Annotated in this window: 15 protein-coding genes; 12 read left to right on the top strand and 3 right to left on the bottom strand. The window is 40.4% G+C overall.

The genetic code is table 11. The features are described from left to right. Positions 1-57 precede the first annotated feature (57 nt). On the bottom strand, positions 58-4,179 hold the full coding sequence (locus BUR11_RS04845) for a hypothetical protein (protein WP_074223674.1): 4,122 nt from the start codon (positions 4,177-4,179) through the stop codon (positions 58-60). Between the two features lie 22 nt (positions 4,180-4,201). Continuing rightward, on the bottom strand, positions 4,202-9,508 hold the full coding sequence (locus tag BUR11_RS04840) for a hypothetical protein (protein ID WP_074223673.1): 5,307 nt from the start codon (positions 9,506-9,508) through the stop codon (positions 4,202-4,204). Between the two features lie 265 nt (positions 9,509-9,773). Here BUR11_RS04840 and BUR11_RS04835 point away from each other — a divergent pair, with 265 nt between their 5' ends. The 10 genes from BUR11_RS04835 to BUR11_RS04785 all read left to right on the top strand — a co-directional run bounded on the left by BUR11_RS04835 (position 9,774) and on the right by BUR11_RS04785 (position 21,290). Next, complete coding sequence (locus tag BUR11_RS04835; protein WP_074223672.1) at positions 9,774-11,036, top strand: NAD(P)/FAD-dependent oxidoreductase; 1,263 nt, start codon at positions 9,774-9,776, stop codon at positions 11,034-11,036. Positions 11,037-11,170: 134 nt separating this feature from the next. After that, positions 11,171-13,585: a TonB-dependent receptor gene (locus tag BUR11_RS04830; protein WP_074223671.1), complete on the top strand. Its 2,415-nt coding sequence runs from the start codon at positions 11,171-11,173 to the stop codon at positions 13,583-13,585. A gap of 70 nt (positions 13,586-13,655) precedes the next feature. Continuing rightward, positions 13,656-14,285 carry a hypothetical protein gene (locus BUR11_RS04825; protein WP_074223670.1) on the top strand — a complete coding sequence of 210 codons (630 nt, stop codon included), beginning with the start codon at positions 13,656-13,658 and terminating at the stop codon, positions 14,283-14,285. A 101-nt stretch (positions 14,286-14,386) separates the two neighbouring features. Continuing rightward, the gene (locus BUR11_RS04820) at positions 14,387-14,614 is read left to right on the top strand and encodes a FeoA family protein (protein ID WP_074223669.1); all 228 of its coding nucleotides are present in this window, start codon (positions 14,387-14,389) and stop codon (positions 14,612-14,614) included. 5 nt (positions 14,615-14,619) lie between these two features. Next, on the top strand, positions 14,620-16,746 hold the full coding sequence (gene feoB / locus BUR11_RS04815; RefSeq protein WP_074223668.1) for a ferrous iron transport protein B: 2,127 nt from the start codon (positions 14,620-14,622) through the stop codon (positions 16,744-16,746). 169 nt (positions 16,747-16,915) lie between these two features. Further along, positions 16,916-18,397: a lipopolysaccharide biosynthesis protein gene (locus tag BUR11_RS04805; protein WP_074223666.1), complete on the top strand. Its 1,482-nt coding sequence runs from the start codon at positions 16,916-16,918 to the stop codon at positions 18,395-18,397. Positions 18,398-18,845: 448 nt separating this feature from the next. Continuing rightward, entirely contained in the window at positions 18,846-19,772 is a 927-nt protein-coding gene (locus BUR11_RS04800) for a universal stress protein (protein ID WP_074223665.1), read from the top strand. 142 nt (positions 19,773-19,914) lie between these two features. Further along, positions 19,915-20,463, top strand: coding sequence for an RNA polymerase sigma factor (locus BUR11_RS04795; RefSeq protein WP_074223664.1), 549 nt, complete (start codon positions 19,915-19,917; stop codon positions 20,461-20,463). 33 nt (positions 20,464-20,496) lie between these two features. Beyond that, positions 20,497-20,853, top strand: a complete 357-nt coding sequence (locus tag BUR11_RS04790; protein WP_074223663.1) for a hypothetical protein — start codon at positions 20,497-20,499, stop codon at positions 20,851-20,853. Between the two features lie 2 nt (positions 20,854-20,855). Further along, entirely contained in the window at positions 20,856-21,290 is a 435-nt protein-coding gene (locus BUR11_RS04785; protein WP_074223662.1) for a Spy/CpxP family protein refolding chaperone, read from the top strand. A 55-nt stretch (positions 21,291-21,345) separates the two neighbouring features. Here the strand turns inward: BUR11_RS04785 and mscL are convergent, their stop codons facing one another. Then, the gene (gene mscL / locus BUR11_RS04780; RefSeq protein ID WP_074223661.1) at positions 21,346-21,774 is read right to left on the bottom strand and encodes a large-conductance mechanosensitive channel protein MscL; all 429 of its coding nucleotides are present in this window, start codon (positions 21,772-21,774) and stop codon (positions 21,346-21,348) included. 184 nt (positions 21,775-21,958) lie between these two features. On the opposite strand from mscL, the gene BUR11_RS04775 reads away from it, so the two are divergent. Beyond that, the gene (locus tag BUR11_RS04775; protein ID WP_074223660.1) at positions 21,959-24,004 is read left to right on the top strand and encodes a S9 family peptidase; all 2,046 of its coding nucleotides are present in this window, start codon (positions 21,959-21,961) and stop codon (positions 24,002-24,004) included. Positions 24,005-24,129: 125 nt separating this feature from the next. Further along, a complete protein-coding gene (locus tag BUR11_RS04770; protein ID WP_074223659.1) occupies positions 24,130-24,492 on the top strand; it encodes a methylglyoxal synthase in 363 nt (120 codons plus the stop codon). Positions 24,493-24,495: the final 3 nt, after the last annotated feature.

Genomic DNA, 24,495 nt, shown 5'->3' with positions numbered 1-24,495 from the left:
TTTCAATAAAAAAGCTCCTGAAAACGTTCCAGGAGCTTCCAATGTACCAGTCATCCATTAACAGGTCGGACAACAAACAAACGGAACTTTAGTAAGTGGTGAAGTCCTCAATATCCTAAAATGTCCCAAGCCCCTACTCAAAGGTCTAATGGTTGAAACTAAGTTAGTTGCTGCTTTTTTAGCTTTCAAACCCTCCGCGAACCTTCCTGACACCTCTCCTGACCTTTGACTTCTGGATTGATTCAAGTGGTCATGGATATTGGTAATATTCCCAAAAACCTCCACTACCAACACACTTAAAGGACTATCTTCTGGCAATCCTAATTGCTTGAGCTTATCAGCAATATCCTGGGAGGTCACGATTGCTGTTCCCACGGGATGCTCATCTTTTATTGAAGCAATTAAATTCCCTGTTTTAATCAGGTTAGGATTGATGCTGACACTTCCTTTGGTATAATCACCAATGGTCGGTTTGAAATAAACCTGCTGTGTCAAGTCATTTATTTTTTTCAATTCTTTTGGATCCGTATTCACTCTAACACCGATTTTCATCTCGATCTCACCTAATAAAATGTTTCTAAAATCCCTCCCATCGGCTTGGAAAACTTGCGCATATACCAATGTCCAGAGACTGGTCCTTGGAGGTTTTGAAGTTACATTCTTACCATTATGCACTGCTTTCGCATACGGGGCGCTGACATACAAATGATTTTTACTCCGGTTCAAAGAGCAAAGCAGGGTCGGGGCAGGATGTTGTACCCCTGTCACTCTCAATGGCCTTCCAAACCTTCCTTGGGCAGTAGACCAAAGGTTATCCTCTCTATCTGGCCAATGACCATGTCCCACCCTGAATTCATAGGTAAAAAACCCAAACATTTCAGGACTTTCAGCATGCATTCCTGAGGGAATAGGAAGAATATAATGTCGATCACTATCACTAGCAGCAGTCATGGGTTGCATTGCAGCAATTCCTGCTTTATCATCACTTTGTCCCGGAATGATCTGTCTGGTTAATTCCGGATCCAAACTAATGGCTGCTTCTTCCGGAGGAACAAACTGATCCCCTTCATTACTGGCCAACAGTTGATCCGGAGCATTGCCCAATACACGACAATAATAGGTGTCATCAGGATTCTCCACAGGTTGATCAAATTCAACCCATAAATACCTTTTCCTCGCCTCAGAAGAACTATAATCATCCGATCTTTCATAAGGTGAAAAGGCAATCCCTACACTGACTAATTTTGGGACTTGAGCTGGAGGTAAAACAGTTGGAAGCGTCAACTGATCCGTTTCAATGATGGCAGGTTCCGGATGACCTGATTTTACATTGGGCTTGATTTTATATTCTGCCCATATTTCATCTGGAAATCTTAGTTCACCATTGGGTTGTTTGAGCTCATTTTTGGGGTCTAGGGCATCAATGTAAATGATTCTCGTATAATTCCTGTTCACACGATCAAAGCTATCTGCCTGTAGGGCTTCGAAGGAAACCGTATGCTTGATTTCAATATCTCCTAAATAAGTATTGACTCTTGTCTCAGACTCGGAATCCTTTCGGAATTTATAAGCCCTTTCGATCACAAACCCCACATCTTCCAGGGAATCCCAGGCCCAGTCTCTGTTGATCTTATAACTTAAGGTAGCAATCCAATGATTATATAGGTCTGCTTTAGTAGCAAACGTGATAGAACTTCCGTCTGGCGCAAGGGTATGTCTGATCCTTGAATTACATCCAAAAGCAATTCGTTCTCCTTTAGGAGCCACCAAGGTTAAGCCTTTGGCCCTCACCCCCAAGGCATCGGCCAATCTTTCTACCACACCTGATTGCTCCTCTTCTGAATTCCTCCTTATTAAGGATTTATAAATATCACCTTTAACCGTTGGAACAGAGTCAGGTTTTAAAAACAACGCCTGAACTGGAGCAATCGCCTCAAAAGGTTGCAATAAATCATCTTCAATGCTAGGCTCTTTATACAACATAAACTGTTGGTTTTTACCATAGCGACTATCCTTATCCTCCTCTTCATCAATAAAGCCAAAATAACTTTCAGGAGCTCCATCACTGACTGCCACTGCTCTCATGGATATCCGGATATGTCTTCCCGTCGGTAGGATCAAGCCTTCCATTCCGTTGAGGTCGTCTATCAATAAATCATCCCTTAAAAACGGGTTGGCAGGCTCTCCTAAATTCAATACCGGAACATCAATGAATTCCATGGGAATAGTGAGCGTACCCTCAAACTCCTCAGGAAAAAACCTGTTTGTTTCATACAAGGTAATGAAACTATCATCTCCTTTTTGGCTTAACTGGGTATCCATTCTTAGAGATTTTACCTCCACTCGGATCTTTACATGCGTTACATCAGGATCAGGCAAAGCAGGTTTTAATCCATCTTCCTGGAAAGGCAAGGCTTTCAAAAGTGCCACTGGGTCCTGACCTATTCCCTGGTATTTATTGGTAAAGACAACAGCAGGATATTCCAACAATGGTCGCTGAATTGAAAAACTTGGATTCGGGTCAAATTGCGTTTCATCATCATCCAACGCATTGAAATAAGTCCTTAGATTACTTCTGATCTCTATCGGTTTCTCAATTCTCAACATCGCAGGATTTACAAACCTCTTGAAAGAAACGCTGGTTTCGGGACTAGGTGCTGCATTTAAGGGCTCATCGTCCAAATTCGGACCTCCACCTGAAATATCAGTCATCCTAATCCTGAATTCATAGCTATTTCCATATCGAAGCTGAGTTGTCAATGGAGTCGGAATCAAGGTCTTATTCTGCACTACTTTCTTATCCTGCACCACACCTTGAATGCCCCCATTTTCCTCATGGTTCCTGTAGATTTCCAAGGCATCCTGATCCTCAGTTACCAGATTTTTTCCAATCCAATGGGCATAATACATGGGCAACCAATAATGGTCGCTGTTTGGGCCACTGATTTTATTGGGGTAGACTTGGTAGGGAAGCTCCGTTGAACTTGAGTCAAGTTGACCTGAAAACATATTTTCAGCTTCATTGATTTCAATGCTATTCAAACTTTCCCAATCATTACCCGGGCTAGCTTGCCTAACATCTATATGGTATCCCATGACTCCTAAAGGAGCATCAATCCGTTCATTGGAACCCGGATCAGAGGGATTTTCAATCATTTGCCGCAAGTACCAAACAAGAATCTGCTCATCATCCCAACCCAGGCGAATACCAGAATCGGATTGGGGAGGTAATTCATCTTGTGTTTCCTCCAATAAATTACCACTGACCGGTTGGTTGGCATGTACAATTTTGGCAAATCCATCATTATATGTCTGAGCCTCCATAAATAATTCATCCCAAGGACCCAATGGCACAGGTTCACTTGCATCAGATACCTTCTTATATAAAACAGGAAACAAAACCGGGGCAAATACAGGGCGGCTTTCTCCCATCGTTAGTGTTGGGATTTTTGCAGCATATCGCTTGATCAAAGGTCCATCAGCATGTTCAAGCAATCCGGCCTGGGCCACTGCATAAGGGTCATTTATTATATCCGCATAGATATAACCCCCATCTTCAAACCAATCTGCCTGCACTTGAAGCTGTACCTCGTAAATCATCCCGCAGGCTTTCGCCAAGAGGGGTTGTCTCAAAATGTTGGCAAATACTTTTCCCCAACTCAACTCCGTCCTGGGTTGGTAATTGATTGTTGGAATTTTATCCCGAACGGCGCAATGGTATCCATCATCCGTCACGGCATTGGGGTGTCTAGGCTGGGTGAAATTGAAACGATCACGATAGGAAAACGGCAAGTATTTTTTAATACTATTTTCTACTGGTACCGGGGCAGGCAATTTATCCGTGTTATCCGTGATTGGTAAAGGCATGGCATCGGCCACTTTTTGAATAATATCTGCCTTATTGGAAGCCGGTATCACATTTACAGCCTGTACAATTGGAATTCTACTCGGAGCAGTCGCATTACTCAAAGGAAAATCTTCCGAACCTCTGACAATAGACAAACTAAACTCCGGTTGAAAATTCGCAAATCCTGGCACATTAGTTGGATTGGGAAGGCCCGTGGACCAAGTGGAAAAGGGGTTTGTATTCCTTGGCACTACGACAATATTTAAAGTCAGCGTATTCCCATCAAATCGCTGAGGAAAAGTCATTAAGGATATCAATCTTTTAGGTTCCATAATTCGAGTTTTTAATAAAAAATTAGGCTATCTGTCGACTTTCTTGCCAAGTCTCTTCGAAGCTGATGTTGATGATGAAGCAAATACTTATGTCTAAACCAAAAGTCACAGAAGCAGTACAATCTGTTCTCTCTGGGCTAGAAATTCTCTTGACAGTACCGCTTGCTTCTATGTAAATGGTGACACTTACCACTCCACCCAATAGGTTCGCATGTCCTTTGAAAAGCATGAAGGCAGTTACTTCAATGACATTTGCATCGGCATACATTTCGCAACCTACCATATAGGTAACACTGACATTACCAACCACCGGAAGTCCTACAGAAATATTGGCTCCAAAACCAAATTTCATCATGAGGCTCGGGCCTATTTTGGTATCGCAAGCGATTTTGACCTCTACCGAACCCACAGCATAAATCGTTGCTGCTCCTACAGTTACACACATCACCTCCAAGCCGCCATTGAACTGGATAAATCCGCCCGCTGTAGGAAGTAATTGTTTAGGGTCTGTGGTCACTTTTAAAGCAGCATTGAAATAAACCCCAAGTGCCAAACCTGCTTCCAATCTTAATGGACATTGAGGTGAATTATATACGGAGTCTTCGGGCGGGAAGCGTATCAACGGAATTTCTTTGGACGCCTCAAACTTATATTCCCAGATTTCTCCAGCATTACTCATGGCTATTTGTAGACCTTTTCGCATGACTGCACCATAATCACCGGTGCTCAAGGCTGCCAGCATCTGTAGCAATTCAATAACAGGTTCTAAGGCTGGGCTAAATTCCACTTCAGGTAATGGAATCCCATCCAAAGGACCGGGATTATCCTTGTCTCCAGCATACCCAGTTTCTTTTCCCTTCCCAGCATCAAAATTCCCCTTGATGGTAATCAATCGTTCAAATGACCCGAGGTCAACCACCATTCCAACATTATTTACCTTACTCTTCCAGGTGTCCGCTAAGTCATTTGCAAATGAATCGACATCGAAATTCAACTTGGAATCCACATACTGCTTATTTCCCGGGTCTCCCTGAGTCGCTTTGTATTCAATATAGATTTTCAATGAATCCATATTCACCAAATACAATGGGTCAAAATTAGGGACATCAAATGCCAAAGCTTTATTCAGCGCCTGATTCGCTTCACCTGATAAGAGTTTAAATCCTTTATCAACAATTTTCCCTGCTTCCTCTTTAGCCGTAATCTCCATCAACTCCAGCACTTTCCTTCCTCCATCGGTGGCCGCATTTTCAATAAATGCCTTGACCTTATTCCCCTGGTCATCAACTCCTTCCAATAAAGCCATGGCCTTTCCATAATTGGAGTAGGCATCTCCCACATTGGGAAAAATACTGCTTCCATTCATCAATTTGTATGCGTCTGAAAAGATCGGAGGAGTTTTACTCAATAGCTTGGAAACTCCTTTCTTATAGCTAGGAGTCAAAAAGAGTGCTTTTTGAGTGGAGGTACTTTGTAAGAATCCATAATTAAAAGTGCCTTCTACCGGATCTCTTAAAATCTCCATAGGATGCGCCAACCGAACCAGATTATTATTGACATCTGAATTGCTGACGACTTTTTCTGCTACCCATTTTCCGATTCGAATTAATGGAATAGGAACATGGGGAGGTAAAGGAGTCACTTCTCCTGTACCTGTTTCATGCTGCACCATACTCCAACTTCCATCTTTGGGAAGAATGACTGATCCCCTTGTAGAGGCGACAAAAATTGGATTCCCAAATTCATTTCCTGGTTTTTCTGAAGGTGAAATATCAAATCGGTTGATTTGCATCAACTGACCTGTGCCACCTACATCCATCACACAATCCACATCCCCTCCGATCAAACCTCCTTGTAACCCCAACAAGGCATTGAGTTGCTTTGGGGTCAAGGGAATTCCAGGGGGAGACAACTGAACATATCCTAAGATCTTTTTAGCAGGAGTTCTTCCATTCTTATGCCCTTGCACTAAATTCTCAATCTCCACATCTGCATCGAAGTAAACTGCAACACATTTGACTTGTTGATCCAGGTAGCTTAAGCCATCTGAAGTCTCACTATTGACGATGACATCTCCACTTTCATTGATGTATTTTTTCCCAACTTGGATCTGATTGGAAGTCACAAAGTCGGCTACCGACCCATCTTCTTGAATATTGGAAATATTAAAAAGCCCCCTAAGTGTACCGGGGTGTAATTCATATCGCTCTTTTTCCTCCAATTTTCCGGGGAATGATTCGTCAATGTATTTCGCTCTAAAATCAAAAATCCCATCTGATTCAGGTTGCCAACCACTATCCGTTCTAAACACAAAGCCTGAACTTGTCCGAAAAATAGTGATTGTTCTTACCACACGAATCCCCCAAGGATACACGATGCTTTTCACTTGAATTACTTCGTGTCCTGTCCTCCCAAGCATCACATCAAATCTTGCTTGGCTTGTTTGGGCGATGGCAGCAGATGGGCTCAACCAATTACTAAACATACTGGCTCCATATCCTGAAAAATCAATTTTGCTTACCGGAACACCTCTAGAAAGTAATTGGGTGGGATTGCCTTGGTTGACGAAGAATTCACCATTAAAAATCTCCGTAACACTTTGACCTAAAGTAGAAGCTCCAGTAGCTACACCATTCATCCCCAGTACATTATTTAACTGAACAGTAAATCCTGCAAACATGGAGGAGTCATTCATTTTAGGTTCAGCAGGATCCTTTTTACCATAATTTCCAGCTGTTGCTCGGATTTGAATCCCTCCTTCCAATTGATTTGGGAAATTAGGCCTCACATGATCCAATTCAGGCTTGATGGTCTCTTTGGCATTGGTATGACTCAACTCTGCCAAAGCTTTCATTCCAAATGAAAGGGTAAATTGTGCATCCACTGAAGTTTCCTTTTTCTGATATTTATCCAGGATAAATTCAACCAAAGGTTTTGGTGAAATGGCTATCCGTTCCGGATGATTATTCAAAATCCTAGTTGGACCCCCATCGTTGGGATAGTAGTTGAATAAAACCGGAGGATCTCCCGGCTTGGCTTTTCCAGGAGGAGTTAAATTGAAAATTGGTTCCCATGCTACTTGAGGCATCATGAATAAGCGGGTCATTGCTCCAGGAGCAATGACTTCCATTCCCTCCACAGAAATCAATTGACCGGATTGGGAAATCGTTGCTTCAGATTCTGAAACTGAATGAGCTATTCCCGTAGTTACCCGATCCCTTCTGGGGAATCCCATACTTACCCCCAACTGATTGGCATTTGAACTCACGTCCAGTAAGGCAAAATACTCCGTATCATATGGCCTCATGAAGGGATCCAATTGATCTTCATAGGGAGGCAATCCATTATCACTTGCAGCAGCAGTATTCACGGCTTTTAAGGTACCTGCTACAGCCTCTGATTTCACTTGATTCATGGAAACCGTGCTTGCGGCCATGGCAATATCCCCTTGACCGGAAGTAGAGGTATTGGCAGGACCAAAATGGAATTTGACTGCTACAGCATCCGATTTTTCATCTTGAGGTTCTTGGCTGATTTGGCAAACCAGCCAACTCTTGATCCCATCAATTCCTTTCCTTTTATCACCGAATTGTCTTGCAAATAATCCTAGGTTGGCGACATAAGGATCAGGTAAAGTAGGCATGTAACTCAGCATACCAAACACCAAGAACGTCTGACTTTTAAGGATTTTTTTCCAGTTCTCTGAACACTCTCCGAATACCAAAGCTCCATTTGCAGGAGATATGGTAAATAGTGCATTTTCCAGTGCGATGGCGATACTTTTAAAATCAGGAACTTTACTAAAGGGTAACTTATTGTCCCAAAGTATATTATCATCAAATAGGTATATCAATTTCTTGGCATCGCTTCCTGCCAATATCAAAGCTGAATTTTTTGTTTTCACAGAAACAGGCAATCCATTGACTTGCAATGGCCTATCCACCTTGATTTCAGAATTGACCAATCCAGCTATCATTTCAGTTCCTTCAGCCAGGGAATTATATAAAAACAGGGCTCCCTTCTTAAGGCTCAAAGAGATGGATGTTCCATGTTCATTTAAATCATCTTTCCAATGATCCATTTCCTGAAATGCTCCTTCCCCATTGGAAAACACATCTGTGATCCCGATTCTTCCCACATCTACCAAAAGAAACGGATTCTCTAATAAGAGCTTCCTGGCCTGCAGTCCTTGCCATTTTAGTTTGATACCTGATTGGAGAAGTTGAAGAATCCCTCCGGATCCAGCCACCTCCAAAGGGGCTGCGATGTCCAGCTCCGCTGCAGGAATTGCCCACCAAGAATCTTGAATAGGTGCACTTCCAGAAAATTCCACCATAGGACTTTTCTGCTTTTTTGGAGCAAATTCTGACTCCGAACAATCAAATGGGATGAGTAATCTTGAAAGTTGGGAATTATACTTTGGTACCTTATTAGACCTTTTGAAGGAAGCCTTCTCTCCATACACTGTGCATTGGGCGTCACTTATTTCTTTTAATTGAATTTTGGAGGCGCCAGTAAATGAAAAATTAAGTTTATCAGGAGTATTGATCTTCGCCTCAAATGCATCTCTTCCATGTTTGCTTTTCGAATTGGCAGGATTCGGTGCCTGATCTAAATCCAGACTTACCTGGACAGAAGTAGTGGCAGCCAAAATAAGCTTCTCTCCTTGTAAAACAGGGTCTGCACTTAATTGAATTCTCCCGTCTTTCACCAAAAATCCTACATAGCGGGAATTTGGTGCATTGTTGGCAAGCATATCCGCACGCACATAAAAACTACCCGCCGCAACATCATAGTTTTTTGTTACCTCTATCGGAGCAGCCTTGATCTTTTTTACTTTCGACTCTTTAAAAGTTGCTTTAAATAAAAGGACAGGAAGGCTACTGTTTTGTTGGTAAATCCCCACCAACTTGGTTACTCTATAAAAATCAATGACTACCACTCTTCCATCCACCCTTTTCAAGGGTCCAATCGATTTGACCACCTTTGCACCCGCTGCCCATTTGGGCGTACTCGCCCTAATCTGTGTGCTTTTGACAGGAACTTCTCTAACAAAAGCTTTCAAACGAGGATCGTCTTCCTTTACTGTTGCTTTATCAGCCTCTTTCCTAATGAGCTCAATCTTTTTCTTGGGAATTCTTTCATGAAAAAAAAGTTCTGAATTCTCAAAACTAAATGAATCCTCTTGAATTTCTTGGCTATCCTGAATCAGTAAAGATTTTGCCAATAGTGGTATTCCTTCATCCCATTGTTTTTTCTCTGAAGATTTTTCTGCATTTAAATGACCAAAAACATTGGACAATAGCGATTCCAGCTGGTCTTTTTCCATGATAAAAAGGATTAAAAGTAAGACTTAATGCATTTTTCAAGGGATAAAAAGAAAGGCTTAAAAAAAATAAACACTCAGGAGTTAACCTCTTGAAAAACAGAATTTTAATTTAAAAATTTTACCCCAAAAACACCAACTAAATCCCCTGTAATTTTGACCTAATTTTTAAGGTGTTGAATTGAAACACAAATTTTGAAAATGTGATAAATATCACCTTTTACTACGCCTTGCTTTGTTAAATTTATGAATATCAATTCACTAACCCATGAAGCATTATCAGATTTTAATTATAGGAGGGGGAACTGCAGGGATCACTGTGGCTGCTCAACTTAAGAGAAAAGATAAATCCTTATCGATGGCTATCATTGAACCATCTGAGAAACATTACTACCAACCCGCTTGGACCTTGGTAGGAGCAGGAACTTATAATTTCAAAGATACCGAGCGAAGTGAAGCTGATTATATACCGAAAGGGGTAGATTGGATTAAAGATTATGCAACAGAAATAGACCCCGATCACAATTCAGTTTCCACTCAAGATTCAGGAAAGATCACCTATGAATATTTAGTAGTTGCCCCAGGTTTGGTCATGATGCCCGAATTGCTTCCCGGACTTCCTGAAGCGATGGAAAAGGGAATTGTTTGTAGTAATTATACCGACCCGGAGTACACTTGGGAACAACTTCAAAAATTTAAAGGCGGAAATGCGGTATTTACCCAGCCTACCACCCCTATCAAATGTGGTGGAGCTCCTCAAAAAATCATGTATTTAGCTGAAGAATATTTCCGTCGGTCCGGAGTAAGGGACAAAACAAATGTCATATTTGCGACTCCGGGAACAGTCATATTTGGAGTCCCTGATTTTGCCAATACGCTCAATCAAATAATACATGACCGGGAAATCATTTTCAAGCCGTTTTATGCGCCTGTAAAGATTGATCCTGACAAAAAGGAAATCACGTTCAAGTACATCAAACCTAAAGGAGATGCTTCCAAGGAAGTGGAAGGCAATACCATTGGTGAGGAATTGGTAGGAGAAGATGAAATTAAACTTGCGTTTGACTTCCTACACCTGGCCCCTCCCCAAGGAGCTCCAAAATTTATTAGGGATTCCATCGTCTCCATTCAAGAAGGTCCGAATAAAGGTTGGATAGATGTGGATAAGAATACTTTACAACATCTTCGGTTTCCGAATATCTTTTCCCTAGGTGATGTTGCAGCTTTACCAACAGCCAAAACAGGGGCGGCAATTCGAAAACAAGCCCCAGTCTTAGTTGAAAATTTGTTAAAATTGATCCATACCAATCATGTGGGATCAGCGGCTTACAACGGCTATTCTTCTTGTCCTTTGGTAACCGGATATTCCAAAATGGTACTTGCAGAATTTAAATATGACAATGTAAGGGACAGTGACCCTCTAATTTCAAAATTTGTAGACACCACTAAAGAGCAGTATTCGATGTGGCTCTTGAAGAAATACGGCCTACCTTTTATGTATTGGAATCTGATGCTTAAAGGAAAAGCTTAACGTAAACCGGTCTTAAAAAGACCGGTTTTTTTACTTTCATACCTTCCAAAACAACTTATCGCCATTTTACCCAAAGCAATATTTAATCTAAATCCTATCTTTTACTTTCATCTTCCGGTACCTATTATCCATTTATGAGGAAGATTTACTTATTATTATTTTCATTCATCTTTTTCTCTTGTACTCTTTCCTTCGGACAAGTGCTTACTGTTTACGAAAAAAGCAGCAAACAAGTCATTCCAGGGGTTTTGGTGTTTGGAAATGAACCTTATTTAAGTGCGATCACGAATTCAAAAGGGCAGATTGACCTCTCTATTTTTTCTGAGCAAGCAGAAATACATTTTCAGCTTTTAGGGTTTGAATCTGTATCCTTTTCAGTGGAAGAATTAAAAAACTCAGACTATCAAGTTTTTTTAAGTCCCGGGTTAATACAGATGGAACAAGCAATCGTGACAGGTAGTAGATGGCGTCAAAGTAACCAAGATATTCCAGGCAAAATCACAGTTCTTAATAAGGATAACTTCCAATTGCGGTCCCCCTCCACTACCGCAGACTGGTTAGGCAGCAATGGAGACGTTTTCATCCAAAAAAGTCAACAGGGCGGTGGTAGTCCCATGATCAGAGGTTTCTCTGCCAATCGTCTCCTTTATGCCGTAGATGGGGTCCGAGTAAATACAGCCATATTTCGAGGTGGAAATCTCCATAATGTCATTTCTATAGACCCCTTGGCCATTCAAAATACCGAAGTTCTATTTGGTCCGGGCTCAGTCATGTTTGGAAGTGATGCGTTGGGAGGTGTCATGGCATTTGAAACATTGAAACCTAACTTTTCTGATTCTGGTCTTTCTATCAATGGAAATCTATTTGGCCGTTTTGCCTCCTCCAATCATGAAAAGACATTTCATGGGGACATTTCTCTTGCGACAGAGAAATGGGCATTTTTAACCAGTGTATCCCATTTTGATTATGGGGATTTAAAAATGGGTAAACATGGCCCAGATGATTATTTAAGATCATGGTATGTCATTCCTTCAGCCGATGGGGATCTTGTTTTAGAAAATCCTGATCCATTAATTCAGAAAACAAGCGGGTATACCCAACTTAATTTAATGCAAAAAATCAGCTTTAATCCCTCCCATAAAACGGATTGGGAATATGGCTTTCATTACTCCCGCTCTTCAGATATTCCTAGATATGATCGTTTAATTCAGGGTTCATTGGATAAGCCCAGGTATGCGATATGGAATTACGGCCCTCAAGTATGGATGATGAACCAATTGACGCTGAACCAACTTGGAAATGGAAAGCTCTATGATCAAATGAGCATCAAATTAGCCCAACAATACTTCGAAGAAAGTCGCATCAACAGAAGGTTTAATGACTACAGTTTGTTTGACCGGGTTGAAAAAGTAAATGCTTGGTCTCTGAATGCCGATTGGGTAAAAAACATCAACCAAGAAAGCTTTTTAAGTTATGGAATTGAAACGGTATACAATGGTGTAGCATCCACAGGAGTTGAGACCAACATTCAATCAGGAGAAACTATGGCTGCTTCTGCTAGGTACCCGACATCAGAATGGACGTCTTTGGCAGCATACGGAACCTACCATGCACACCTTTCAGAAAAATTAAAACTTCAAACAGGGCTTCGTTACAATCAGGTTTTTCTTTCTGCGGACTTTGCTTCCAATGCAGCATTCTTCCCTCTCCCTTATCAAAAAACAAGTAACAATAACGGTGCTTTCACCGGTTCTTTGGGGTTAATCCTGAATCCTTCTTCTACCTGGACGATTTCCCCCCAGGTATCCACTGGATTCAGAGCACCCAATGTAGATGACTTAGGTAAATTTTTTGATTCGGAGCCAGGTGCGATCATAATTCCAAACCCAGACTTAAAGCCAGAATACGTTTATAATGCCGAAATCAACCTCAATAAACATTGGGGAAGCTTCCTAAAAATTGACGCCTCTGTCTTTTATACTTACCTAGATCATGCTATGGTAAGAAGACCCTTTCAATTGGATGGACAAGACAGCATACCCTATGAAGGAGTGCCAAGTAAGGTTTTAGCGATTCAAAACGCTGCATCTGCCAAGATCTTTGGTATGCAGGCAGGGGTAGAATGGTCTCCTTCTCAAAACTGGCTAGTTTATTCAAAAATCAATTGGCAAAAAGGCAAAGAAGAGTTAGATGATGAAAGTACAAGCCCTTCCAGACATGCTGCTCCGTTATTTGGATTAACCCGGTTGACCTATTCCAAAAACAAATTGAAAATTGAGTTAAGTACCATGTATAGCGGAGAAGTTGCATTTGAAGATATGCCAATGGATGAAATTGGGAAACCACATTTGTATGCATTAGATGAAAATGGCAACCCCTACTCTCCTTCCTGGACTACTTTCAATCTTCAGGGCACTTACAAACTTCTAAAATCCTTGGATCTCATGGCTGGAATTGAAAATATAGGAGATAAACGATATAGACCCTATAGTTCAGGTTTAGCGGCATCTGGAAGGAATTTTACCTTTTCTATAAAAGCTTCTTTTTAAACTTATCCCATTGAAAATTTCCCATTTCCATTGAATTATAGATCTTTGATTATAATTCAACACCGAGGAAATGGGAACTTCTTTTAAAAATTCCATCGCTACCCTTCTTGTATTTTTGGTGTTGGCACTTTTGCCAATTTCCTGTGATGTGGTTTGTACTAATCCCTGCGGTTGTGGCCCCGCACCTCAAGTCAGAAATTTTAATATCATTTCTTTTTCATCCGCAAGCTACAACTCAAATGGAGTTGAGGTATCCGATGAGCTTTTTCTACCTTATAATGAAGTTTATAAATCCATAAAAGTCGAGGAATTTGAATTTGTTTCCGAGGCCGACCCCTTCTCCAAAGGCGCTTTTCCAGGACTGGTATATGCCTGTTCACCTGTACCTCCTAAATCGACGAATGCATTGTTGTATTTGGAAATTTACAATTCCAATGAGGTGACACTTGGAGATGGAACCGTCCTCAAGGTTGGCGAAATTCTCAATGATTATTTCGAAATAAGTTCTGATTTCACCGTTAGTCCAAAAAACATAGAAGATTTTTTCACCGAAAAACAAGAAATATACAGTTACGAACCTTTCAAACTTTACTTTATAAAAAATCCTGAAAAAGAGATAGTTATCACTTTCAGTATTCGATTTTTTTTAGAAAACCAGGTAGAAAAAGTGTTAAATGAAGTCGTTTTGAGTATAAAGTAGCTTCACCCTTCGAAAAACTGACAAAAATCTTATTTATTTTTCTTTAGATTCATTCCAAATAGTTCTATTTTTGCGACATGGGTTATCACCCACTAAAACCTATGCATATTACCGCTGATACCATGACCGAATCCAGATCTGCTATTATTAGACAGATCTCCGCTTCCCCGCTCAAAATTAATTTGATGGAACTTGGCTTTCTGCCCGGTAAAACCATAACCTTAAATCACGCAGCTCCTATGGGAGGGCCGATGGCTTTCCTAATGGACGAAACCCTTTTGGCACTCAGAAAATCTGAAGCGGCCTTGATTGAGGTTCAATTGCTATAACATTCATGTCTGAGTCAACTATTCGATCTACCACTCGAACTCCAAAAATAGCCTTGATAGGCAATCCTAATGTTGGGAAATCTACGATTTTCAACCAATTAACTGGTTTAAACCAAAAAATAGGCAACTATCCTGGAGTTACAGTTGACAAGAAAACCGGGTGGATGAATTATGAAGGTGCTACCTACGAAATTTTAGATCTTCCAGGTACCTACAGCCTTTATCCCAATTCCGAGGACGAAATTATTGCTCATCGAGTATTAAACCATATTGACAAAGAGAAAAGACCGGACTATGTGTTGATGGTCATAGACTCTTGTCAACTTTCAAGAGGGCTATTTTTAGCCACCCAACTCATTGATTTGGGCGTTCAACTTGCAATCATATTGAACATGGCTGACTTAGCAGCCAAAAAAAACCTGGAAATCCGTAGTTATGAGATTTACAAATCTCTGGGAGTTCCTATTCTTAGCACAGATGCCAGGGGAATTAAAGGCCTTGAACAAATCAAGACATTAATCCATGAGAAGAATTTCAGTGTAGACTCCTCTTACCTCGATATTTCTGAAGTAATTCCCCAGTCTTTAATTCAGCCAATTAAAGAGAAGTTTGATCTTAAAAATGACTATCGAGCCTATCAAATGCTTCGATTCGGTCCAAAAGACCGTTCCATCAATCCAGAAGATCGTCTTTGGATTCAATCATTGATTGCAGATCAAAAATTTGACCTTGAAAGTGCTCAGTTGGAAGAGACCACCTTGCGGTATAGAAAAATCACCAATCTTGTAGAGTCCTGTGTGGTTAAAAAAGAAGCAAAAAAACCTGCTTCCACCCTGGATAAGATTTTCCTTCACCCTGTATTTGGGTACGCCATCTTCATTGGCATTCTCCTGTTGATTTTTCAAACCATATTCACTTGGGCTTCTGTCCCAATGGACTTGATCGATGGTTTATTTGCAGAAATCAGTGGGTGGGTAAACAGCGTTCTCCCTCCTGGCCCATTGACTAGTTTAATCTCAGAGGGGATCGTACCCGGGATTGGAGGAGTAGTCATCTTTATTCCTCAGATCGCCCTGTTATTTGGTTTTCTGGCGATTCTTGAGGATACTGGATACATGTCCCGTGTGGTATTCTTGATGGATAGGTGGATGCGTCCATTTGGCCTACATGGCAAAAGTATCGTTCCACTTGTTTCGGGCGTTGCATGCGCCATCCCTGGAGTAATGGCTGCTCGAAACATTGGAAATTGGAAGGAGAAAATCATCACCATTTTGGTAACTCCATTAATGAGTTGCTCTGCCCGACTGCCAGTTTACATTATCCTAATCGGATTGGTAGTTCCCAATGAAAACTTTGGATTCATTAACCTTCAGGCCCTTACCCTTTTAGGACTTTATCTTTTGGGGATTTTGGGCGTTTTGGTTACTGCATTTTCTCTGAAATTGATTCTTAAATCTGAAGAGAAAAGCTTCTTGATGGTGGAATTACCAACCTATAGAACCCCTCGCTGGAAAGATGTACTACTTACCATGTACAACAAATCCAGAACCTTTGTCACGGAGGCTGGTAAAGTAATCTTGGCAATTTCTGTGGTCCTATGGGTCTTAGCATCTTATGGACCTCCTTCCAAAATGGAGGAAATCAGGACGGCTGGTGAAGAACGATTAGCACAAGCTCCAGAAGACCAACATGAGCTGATTGAATCAGAGATTTCTTCTCAACTGCTAGAGAGTTCTTTCATTGGAATCATGGGTAGGGGAATTGAGCCAGTCATCAAACCTTTAGGCTATGATTGGAAAATTGGAATTGCCCTGATCACTTCCTTCGCTGCAAGAGAAGTCTTCGTATCCACGATTGCCACCATTTATAGTATTGGATCGGATGTGGAAGATGAATTAACCATCCGGGAAAAGTTAAACCAGCAAATCAACCCGTCCACAGGAGACAAAGTATTCAATAAGGCAACTGCCTTTTCTTTAATGGTATTCTACGTATTTGCGATGCAATGTATGAGTACCGTTGCCGTGGTATATAGAGAAACAAAAGGTTGGAAATGGCCGTTAATTCAAACAGTGTATATGACTGTTTTGGCATACGTAGCCGCCTTAGTCACCTATAATATCTTTTCATAATATGGTACAGGAACTATTAGTTGGATTATTAGTGGTAGGAGCCCTCTTCTTTTTGGGAAGGAAGTTCTTTGGAAAAACCAAAAAAGAGCCGGGCTGTGAAAAGTGCGCCAAAAACTAAACCCTCTCTTTCTTCGCCCAATTTTTAAGTTTTTTTGATACTTTTAAGCTCATGGGCAAAATAGCCAAGCAGAGTCTTCAAACAGCACTTTTCTCATACATTGGAGTAGTCATAGGCTATTTTAATGTGTTATGGTTATTTCCGTATGCATTAGAAGCATCCCAATTAGGAACATTCCGAACCATTCAGGATTTGGGCTTATTGTTTGTTCCTTTTGCTCAGTTGGGCTTGGGTCATGGGATTACCCGTTATTTTCCAAAGCTCAAATCAAATCATTCCGCTTTCCTAAGCTTTAGTATTCTCCTTGCATTAGGTGGTTTTTTTTTAGTTTGCTCCTTATTTCTCCTTTTCAAAACTCAACTCATTGCCTTATTTGCAACCAATTCACCGCAAGTAATCGACTTCCTGCAAGTGGTGTTATTGATTACACTCTTCTCCCTTTTGAGTAGCATTTTTGACTCCTATGCCCGGTCCTATTTAAAAGTCGCAGTACCTACTTTTTTTAGGGAAGTATTCTTAAGATTACTGACCGGAATCTTAGTAGGAACCTATTTCCTAGGTTGGATAGGATTTGAATTTGTGATGTATGGACTCGTCTTGGTGTATGGGATTTCCACTTCAGGAGTATTGATTTATTTGCTCTGGCTGGGTGTTTTGAAGTTTGATTTTCGATGGAGCAATTTTCCAAAGGGATTTAGAAGTTCATTTCTAAGATTTAGTCTAATCACTTTTTTGGCTACCGCAGCATCTACCCTCATCATGAAAATTGACAGCATCATGGTAAGTTCCATGGTGAGTTTGGAAGCGAATGCTATTTACACCATTGCCTTTAGTATGGCTTTGGTGATAGAACTTCCTAGAAGGGCCATTTCGCAAGTTGTCATGCCGGTGATCGCAGCCCATTTCACTAAAGGTAATTTTCAGGAAATTAATCTTCTCTACAAGCAAGTTTCCAACCGGCAGTTATACATCTGCCTCTTACTGTTTATTGGGATTTGGGCCAACATTGACAGTTTATATTTTTTGATCCCGAATAGAGAAATATATGAGACTGGAAAGTATGTGGTGTTCCTTATTGGTTTGGGAAAACTATTTGATGTGGTCTTTTCAGTCAATAGCGAGGTGTTGGTTTTTTCTAAATATTACAGATTCAATTTAGTGGCCACCATCCTCATGAGTTTGACCATTATTGGACTTAATTATTGGTTGATCCCCATTTATGGTATTGAAGGAGCAGCAATTGCCTCTGCCTTGGTCATGCTATTGTTTAATTTGGTGAAATATATCTTTCTAAAAATCAAACTTCAATTTGATCCTTTCTCAATAGAAACGCTTAAGATATTAGCAGTGGGAATAGCGGCCTATCTTCCGATGTATTTCCTGAAATTTGGACAGGGACCGATGTTAGAGATGGTCTTGACTTCAGGGTGTGTATTAATCGGGTATCTGTTTTTTTCCTTCGTATTTGGAGCTGGAAAAGAAGAATGGAGATGGATTCTGGAAAAATTAAAAAGTAAAAAGTCCGGATCTTAGAGTGTTACAAACCTCCTAGTAGACAAGATTTGAGCTGCCTTGAAACCGCAAACTTCCACTGTTATCCTGACTCCGAAGAGACGAGGCCCCGTCCTGAAATTCAGAACAGAGGTGAGGCCTGTTTTTGGAGAGGGCTTCACTCGGTGATTTTGTTAATTGTGAAGTTTGAACATGTCGACGACCCGGACCGCTACAAATATACGGGATAAAAATGGGGAGGTTTAAATGAATCGGCTTTAATTCGACAAACAATTGACAAACGGTAGTTTAAATTTTCTTTATTTTTTCAAAATTAGTTCTCTTCGTACCTAACAATCATATACTTGTGTACCGTCACAAGCACTTTTAAAATTGTAATAATTAAAATTTCAAAATTTTATTCTATAATTTCATTACACATTCTTTTGAAACCAACTAAATTTGCACTCTCAAAACCTTTTGGAGAATTATGTATCTGATAAAAAAGCTAATCGTCTGCCTAGATCAAAGTCCAATGGATCAAACGTTGGTCCAATACGCAGAATTTATCTCGAAAGTCAATCAGACCAAGAAAATTTATTTTGTAAATGTTATTAAGAACCTTACTGTTCCAAAAGAAGTCCTAGAAGAGTTCCCAAATCTTGTTGAAAACATGATCAATGAGAGAAAGGAAGCGATGGAAGCAGTCGTGAAAGAAAACTACAAGGATACCAAAGGGGTATCGTTTAGTTATGTTGTTAAAGAAGGTTCTCTCTCCAAGAAAATCCTTAAGCTCGCAGAAGAGAAATCTGCTGATATGATTATTATAGGTAGAAAAATTAATCTGCCTGGTACGGGGGTTGCGTCACTTAGACTGGCAAGAAGAGCAAGTTGTTCACTCCTGATTATTCCAGAAGGGTCCCTCCCTAAATTAACCAAGCTATTGGTTCCAAGCGATTTTTCAGAATATTCAAAAGATGCACTGGAAGAAGCCATTATGGTTGCTGATAAATATGGAAAAGATAATCTGGAAATTGTTTGCCAAAACGTTTATTCAGTTCCTTCAGGCTATCATTATACAGGGAAAACGTATGAAGAATTCTCCCAAATCATGCAGCTACATGCTGAAATAAACTACAAGAAATTTATCAGAAAAATAGATACCAAGGGAATCAAGATCACTCCGATTTATACCAAGGATGACAATGATGACCCTGTGGAAGAAATCGTATCCAAGGCCTTGGAAATCAAAGCTGACGGCATCATTATTGGAGCCAAAGGGAGGACTGCTGCTACTGCCCTATTTATAGGAAGTATGGCCGAAAGATTAATCCAGTACAACGATAGTATGCCTCTTTTGGTGACAAGACCGAAAGGGAAAAATGCAGGAATTCTTGACTACATATTAGAAATCTAACATTCAAACCAACTTCTTTTTTAAACCTTCAGTAAGAATAACCTACAACGATCTTGCTGAAGGTTTTTTTGTGAATAGCAGTTTAAAAACTAATTTTTGATATTCTATTAAACCTCGCTCGGCTTTTAGGGTCAAAGTCTTAATGATGAATACTAAAGATCAGGAAATTCTACATTTGATTCAAAGCCCAGTAAGCAGGGATATGGGTTTCCGGCAATTGATCCAGACGTATCAGAAAAAGGTATATCATGTCATCCGAAGAATGGTTTTGATTCATGAAGATGCGGATGATTTAACCCAAAACACCTTTATCAAGGCCTTTCATCATATTGATAAATTTCAGGGACAATCGAGCCTATTTACCTGGCTCTATAGAATTGCAACCAATGAAACCCTCACATTTTTAGAGAAGAAAAAAAAGCGTTTTTTCTTCTCTATGGATGATTATCAAGAAAAAATAGAATCCTATTTGAACCACCCGGATCATTTTGATGGGGATCAAATACAGATGAAATTACAACGGGCAATGCAATCCCTCCCTGAAAAGCAACGACTAGTCTTCCAACTAAAAAACCAGGAAGATTTGACCTATGATCAAATCGCTGAAATAACCGGTACCAGCATAGGGGCTTTAAAAGCAAGCTACCATCATGCGGTAAAAAAAATTGAACAAAGCGTATTAGAAGAATAAACCATTGACCCAATTTTAAGTCTAATAATTAGTATGCAAACACTGCCAAAAATAAAAGATTTAAAGTCACCTGATGGATACTTTGACAAGCTTCCAGATCAGATCATATTGAAAGCCAACAAAAAGGAAAGTGATCCTTGGATGAAATGGGCTGCTTCAGTGATCTTGATCGCAGGGTTAGGAGTCTGGCAATACTCTAAAATGGATGCTACTTCAGAACAATTGATCATGGAGCAGGAAATCGATCTTTATATCGATAGTCAGTATTGGTCGGCAGAAGATATACTCAGTATGTCAGACAACCCGGAGGAGATATTAAATGAAATTATTCAAGATGAAAATCCTTTCATTGAGGATGCTTCATCAGAGCAGGAAGAAATCTGGTATTGAACATGAAAAAATATACAATAGTCCTATTATTCACCTTATTAGTTGGAGCTGTCTATGCCCAGAGAGGTGGAGAAAGATATGATCCCGAAAAATTAAAAGCTGCAAAGGTGGCCTTTATTACCACGCGCTTGGATTTGAATTCAGAGCAAGCTGAAAAGTTTTGGCCCATCTACAATGAATTCAGTGATAAAAGAGAAGCCATGATTCGTCAAATGGCTGAACTTAATGACCGGAGAGATCAGCCGATCTCAGAAGAGGAGGCAAAAAACAGGGTAGAGAAACGATTTGAGCTACAACAACAATTACTCAACGAGGAGAAAAAATTCGTGAGTAAGGCTTCTTCGGTCATCAGTTACAATCAACTATTTCTATTGAATGGTCTTTCAAGGGATTTTGCCCGGCATATATACCAAAGACAAAGACGGGAAGACCGCTAAACAATAGCCCCAAACGAACGAGATGTAGGTTTGGGGCTATTTTTTTTTGGAAGGATTACTTTTCCTTATTTTTCAGAAGGTCTCTAATTTCCTCTAGCAATACTTCAGATTTTGGAGGTGCTGGTGGCGGAGGTGGCGGTGCAGCAGCTTCTTTCTTTTTCATGTTGTTAATGGCTTTCACTGCCAGAAAAATCACAAAAGCAATGATGGTAAAGTCCACTACATTTTGAATAAAAGCTCCGTAATTTAAAGTGACAGCTGCAGTAACCACTTCCCCTGCATCATCTACGACCGCTTCTTTCAAAACAACAGCCAAATTTTTAAAATTGACCCCTCCTATCATCAAGCCTATCGGAGGCATGACAATATCATTTACAAATGAGGTAACGATCTTTCCAAAGGCACCACCTATGATGACAGCAACGGCCAGATCGACCACATTGCCTTTGACGGCAAAGTCTTTAAACTCTTTAAGCATTCCCATATATAAAAGGTTAATGGTTGATAATTTGACTGAATATTTTAATTATTCTCTTTGTAAACAAGTACTTGAATAAAATACTAATCACTTTTTTTATTAGCTCATCTTCTTTTCGGTGCTTACTTATACAAAAATGGAACCTGCTACCCCATTTTTTCATTAACATTGCAGCTTAGTAAATCAAGATATGAAGTCACCCATTGCAGCCAAAAAACCAGAGATTATAGAAACTCATGGTCATCAACGAATAGACAATTACTTTTGGATGAGAGAACGGGAAAATCCAGCAGTAATCGAATACCTGAATGAGGAAAATGCCTTTTTGAAAGAGAACCTAAAGCATACAGAAGAATTTCAAAAAGCGCTTTTTGAAGAAATCAAAGGAAGGATCAAGGAAGATGATCAAAGTGTACCCTATTTTAAATCCGGATATTATTGGTATGCCCGATATGAAAAAGGGTCTGAATATCCCATCTATTGCAGAAAAGCCAACTCTTTAGATCATCCTGAGGAAATTCTGTTGGACGTCAATAAGCTCGCTGAGGGTAAAAGTTACTACCAAGTGGGTGGCACCTCTAGTTCTCCAAACCAGCACCTATTGGCCTTTGCCGCAGATGAGGTGGGAAGAAGAATTTATACCATTTATTTCAAGGACCTAAGTACCGGTGAACTCCTGGAAGATACCATTCCCAATGTGACTGGAAACTTAACTTGGGCCTCAGATAATCAAACCATCTTCTACTCCAAACAAGATCCAGAAACCCTACGTGCCCATCAAATATACCGACATGTTCTTGGCACTCCTGTAGAAGAGGATCGACTAGTATTTGAGGAAACGGACGATGAGTTTTCTTGCCATGTAGTCAGTACCAAATCCGAAGAATACATCTTTATTCATTCAGAAAGTACCATTTCCTCTGAAATTCGATTTATTAAATCGGATCAACCAAATGGAGATTTTCAGTTACTGCAACCACGGGTCCCTCACCTGGAATACGCTGCAGATCATTATGACGATTATTTTTGGATCAGAACCAATGATCAGGCACAAAACTTCAAGGTGGTAAAAGCACCCATCTCCTCTCCCTCTATAGAACATTGGGAAGATGTGATTCCCCATCGGGAGCATGTGTTATTGGAAGACTTCGAGTTATTTTCTCATTACCTGGTCACTCAGGAAAGAAGCAATGGCTTAGTACAGATATTGATAAAACCTTGGGATGGGAGTCCTGGACATCAGCTTGAATTTGACGATGAAACGTATACTGCCTGGATCAGTACCAATCCCGAATTCAACACGGAAACGCTCAGATTTGGATATAACTCCCTGGTATCCCCTTCCAGCATTTACGATTATCACATGGCATTGCAGACTAAAACGCTTTTGAAGCAACAAGAAGTAGTCGGAGGCTATGATCAAAGTCACTATCATTCCGCCAGGATCTGGGCGAAAGCTCCTGATGGGGTCATGGTCCCTATTTCTCTTGTTTACAAAAAAGAGCTTTTTAGACCAGACGGATCGAGTCCACTCTTATTGTATGCTTATGGTTCGTATGGTTTTAGTACGGAAGCTTATTTTTCATCTAGCAGATTAAGCCTTTTGGACAGAGGGTTTGTATTTGCGATAGCACACATTAGAGGTGGAGAAGATATGGGACGGCATTGGTACGAGGATGGAAAGATGCTGAAAAAGAAAAATACGTTTACCGATTTCATAGCCTGTGCAGAACACCTGATTGAGGAGAAGTATACTTCTACTCCACATTTATATGCCATGGGAGGAAGTGCGGGAGGTTTATTGATGGGAGCGGTAATGAACATGAGACCGGATCTTTTCCATGGACTCATAGCCAGTGTACCATTTGTGGATGTGGTCTCTACCATGTTGGATGAAAGTATTCCATTAACTACCGGAGAGTTTCAGGAATGGGGAAATCCGAAAGACAAGGAATATTACGATTACATGCTATCCTATTCTCCTTATGATAATGTCACGGCAAAAGATTATCCCAATTTATTGGTCACCTCTGGTCTCCATGATAGCCAGGTACAATATTGGGAGCCTACCAAATGGGTGGCAAAACTTCGTGAATTAAAGACCGATAATAACCTGTTGTTATTGCATACCAATATGGATGCCGGACATGGCGGAGCTTCAGGTAGATTTAATGCGCTCAAAGAATTGGCAATGGAATATACATTCCTGTTTCACTTGGAAAAAATTGTGCCTTAACCCTGAGAAAAGGAATTTCAAAAGAAGTCGCTAAAAGTTTAATATTTCACGTTTATTTAATTTCGTCAAAGTTGGAAAAAAAGATTTTTTTCTAACTTTGGCTTCAAACCTGTTAATACCTGTACATGAAAATTGCCCTAATCGCCCATGACGGAAAGAAAGCCGACATGGTACATTTTTTAAGTAGGTTTCGAGAAAAACTCGAAATGGTTGACGTACAACTTGTTGCTACGGGCACAACGGGATCTCACATCGAAAAATCAGGCTTTAACGTAGAGAAACTGCTATCTGGCCCAATTGGAGGTGATGCCCAAATAGCAGCCATGGCAGCCCAAAAGGAGTTAGATATGGTCATCTTTTTTAGAGACCCATTGGATAAGCATCCCCATGAACCTGATGTACAAATGCTGATGAGAATATGTGACGTGCACAATATTCCTTTGGCTACCAATCCTGCTTCTGCAGAACTAATGTTTAAAAGCCTTTAACCC

It is taken from the genome of Algoriphagus halophilus (assembly GCF_900129785.1).
Lineage (GTDB): Bacteria > Bacteroidota > Bacteroidia > Cytophagales > Cyclobacteriaceae > Algoriphagus > Algoriphagus halophilus.
This window is presented reverse-complemented; position numbering and strand designations above follow the sequence as displayed.

Bases quoted from the DNA above. Each gene is read 5' to 3' on its own strand.
- BUR11_RS04845 (WP_074223674.1), bottom strand. From the start codon at position 4,179: ATGGAACCTAAAAGATTGATATCCTTAATGACTTTTCCTCAGCGATTT.
- BUR11_RS04840 (WP_074223673.1), bottom strand. From the start codon at position 9,508: ATGGAAAAAGACCAGCTGGAATCGCTATTGTCCAATGTTTTTGGTCAT.
- BUR11_RS04835 (WP_074223672.1), top strand. From the start codon at position 9,774: ATGAAGCATTATCAGATTTTAATTATAGGAGGGGGAACTGCAGGGATC.
- BUR11_RS04830 (WP_074223671.1), top strand. From the start codon at position 11,171: ATGAGGAAGATTTACTTATTATTATTTTCATTCATCTTTTTCTCTTGT.
- BUR11_RS04825 (WP_074223670.1), top strand. From the start codon at position 13,656: ATGGGAACTTCTTTTAAAAATTCCATCGCTACCCTTCTTGTATTTTTG.
- BUR11_RS04820 (WP_074223669.1), top strand. From the start codon at position 14,387: ATGCATATTACCGCTGATACCATGACCGAATCCAGATCTGCTATTATT.
- feoB (WP_074223668.1), top strand. From the start codon at position 14,620: ATGTCTGAGTCAACTATTCGATCTACCACTCGAACTCCAAAAATAGCC.
- BUR11_RS04805 (WP_074223666.1), top strand. From the start codon at position 16,916: ATGGGCAAAATAGCCAAGCAGAGTCTTCAAACAGCACTTTTCTCATAC.
- BUR11_RS04800 (WP_074223665.1), top strand. From the start codon at position 18,846: ATGTATCTGATAAAAAAGCTAATCGTCTGCCTAGATCAAAGTCCAATG.
- BUR11_RS04795 (WP_074223664.1), top strand. From the start codon at position 19,915: ATGATGAATACTAAAGATCAGGAAATTCTACATTTGATTCAAAGCCCA.
- BUR11_RS04790 (WP_074223663.1), top strand. From the start codon at position 20,497: ATGCAAACACTGCCAAAAATAAAAGATTTAAAGTCACCTGATGGATAC.
- BUR11_RS04785 (WP_074223662.1), top strand. From the start codon at position 20,856: ATGAAAAAATATACAATAGTCCTATTATTCACCTTATTAGTTGGAGCT.
- mscL (WP_074223661.1), bottom strand. From the start codon at position 21,774: ATGGGAATGCTTAAAGAGTTTAAAGACTTTGCCGTCAAAGGCAATGTG.
- BUR11_RS04775 (WP_074223660.1), top strand. From the start codon at position 21,959: ATGAAGTCACCCATTGCAGCCAAAAAACCAGAGATTATAGAAACTCAT.
- BUR11_RS04770 (WP_074223659.1), top strand. From the start codon at position 24,130: ATGAAAATTGCCCTAATCGCCCATGACGGAAAGAAAGCCGACATGGTA.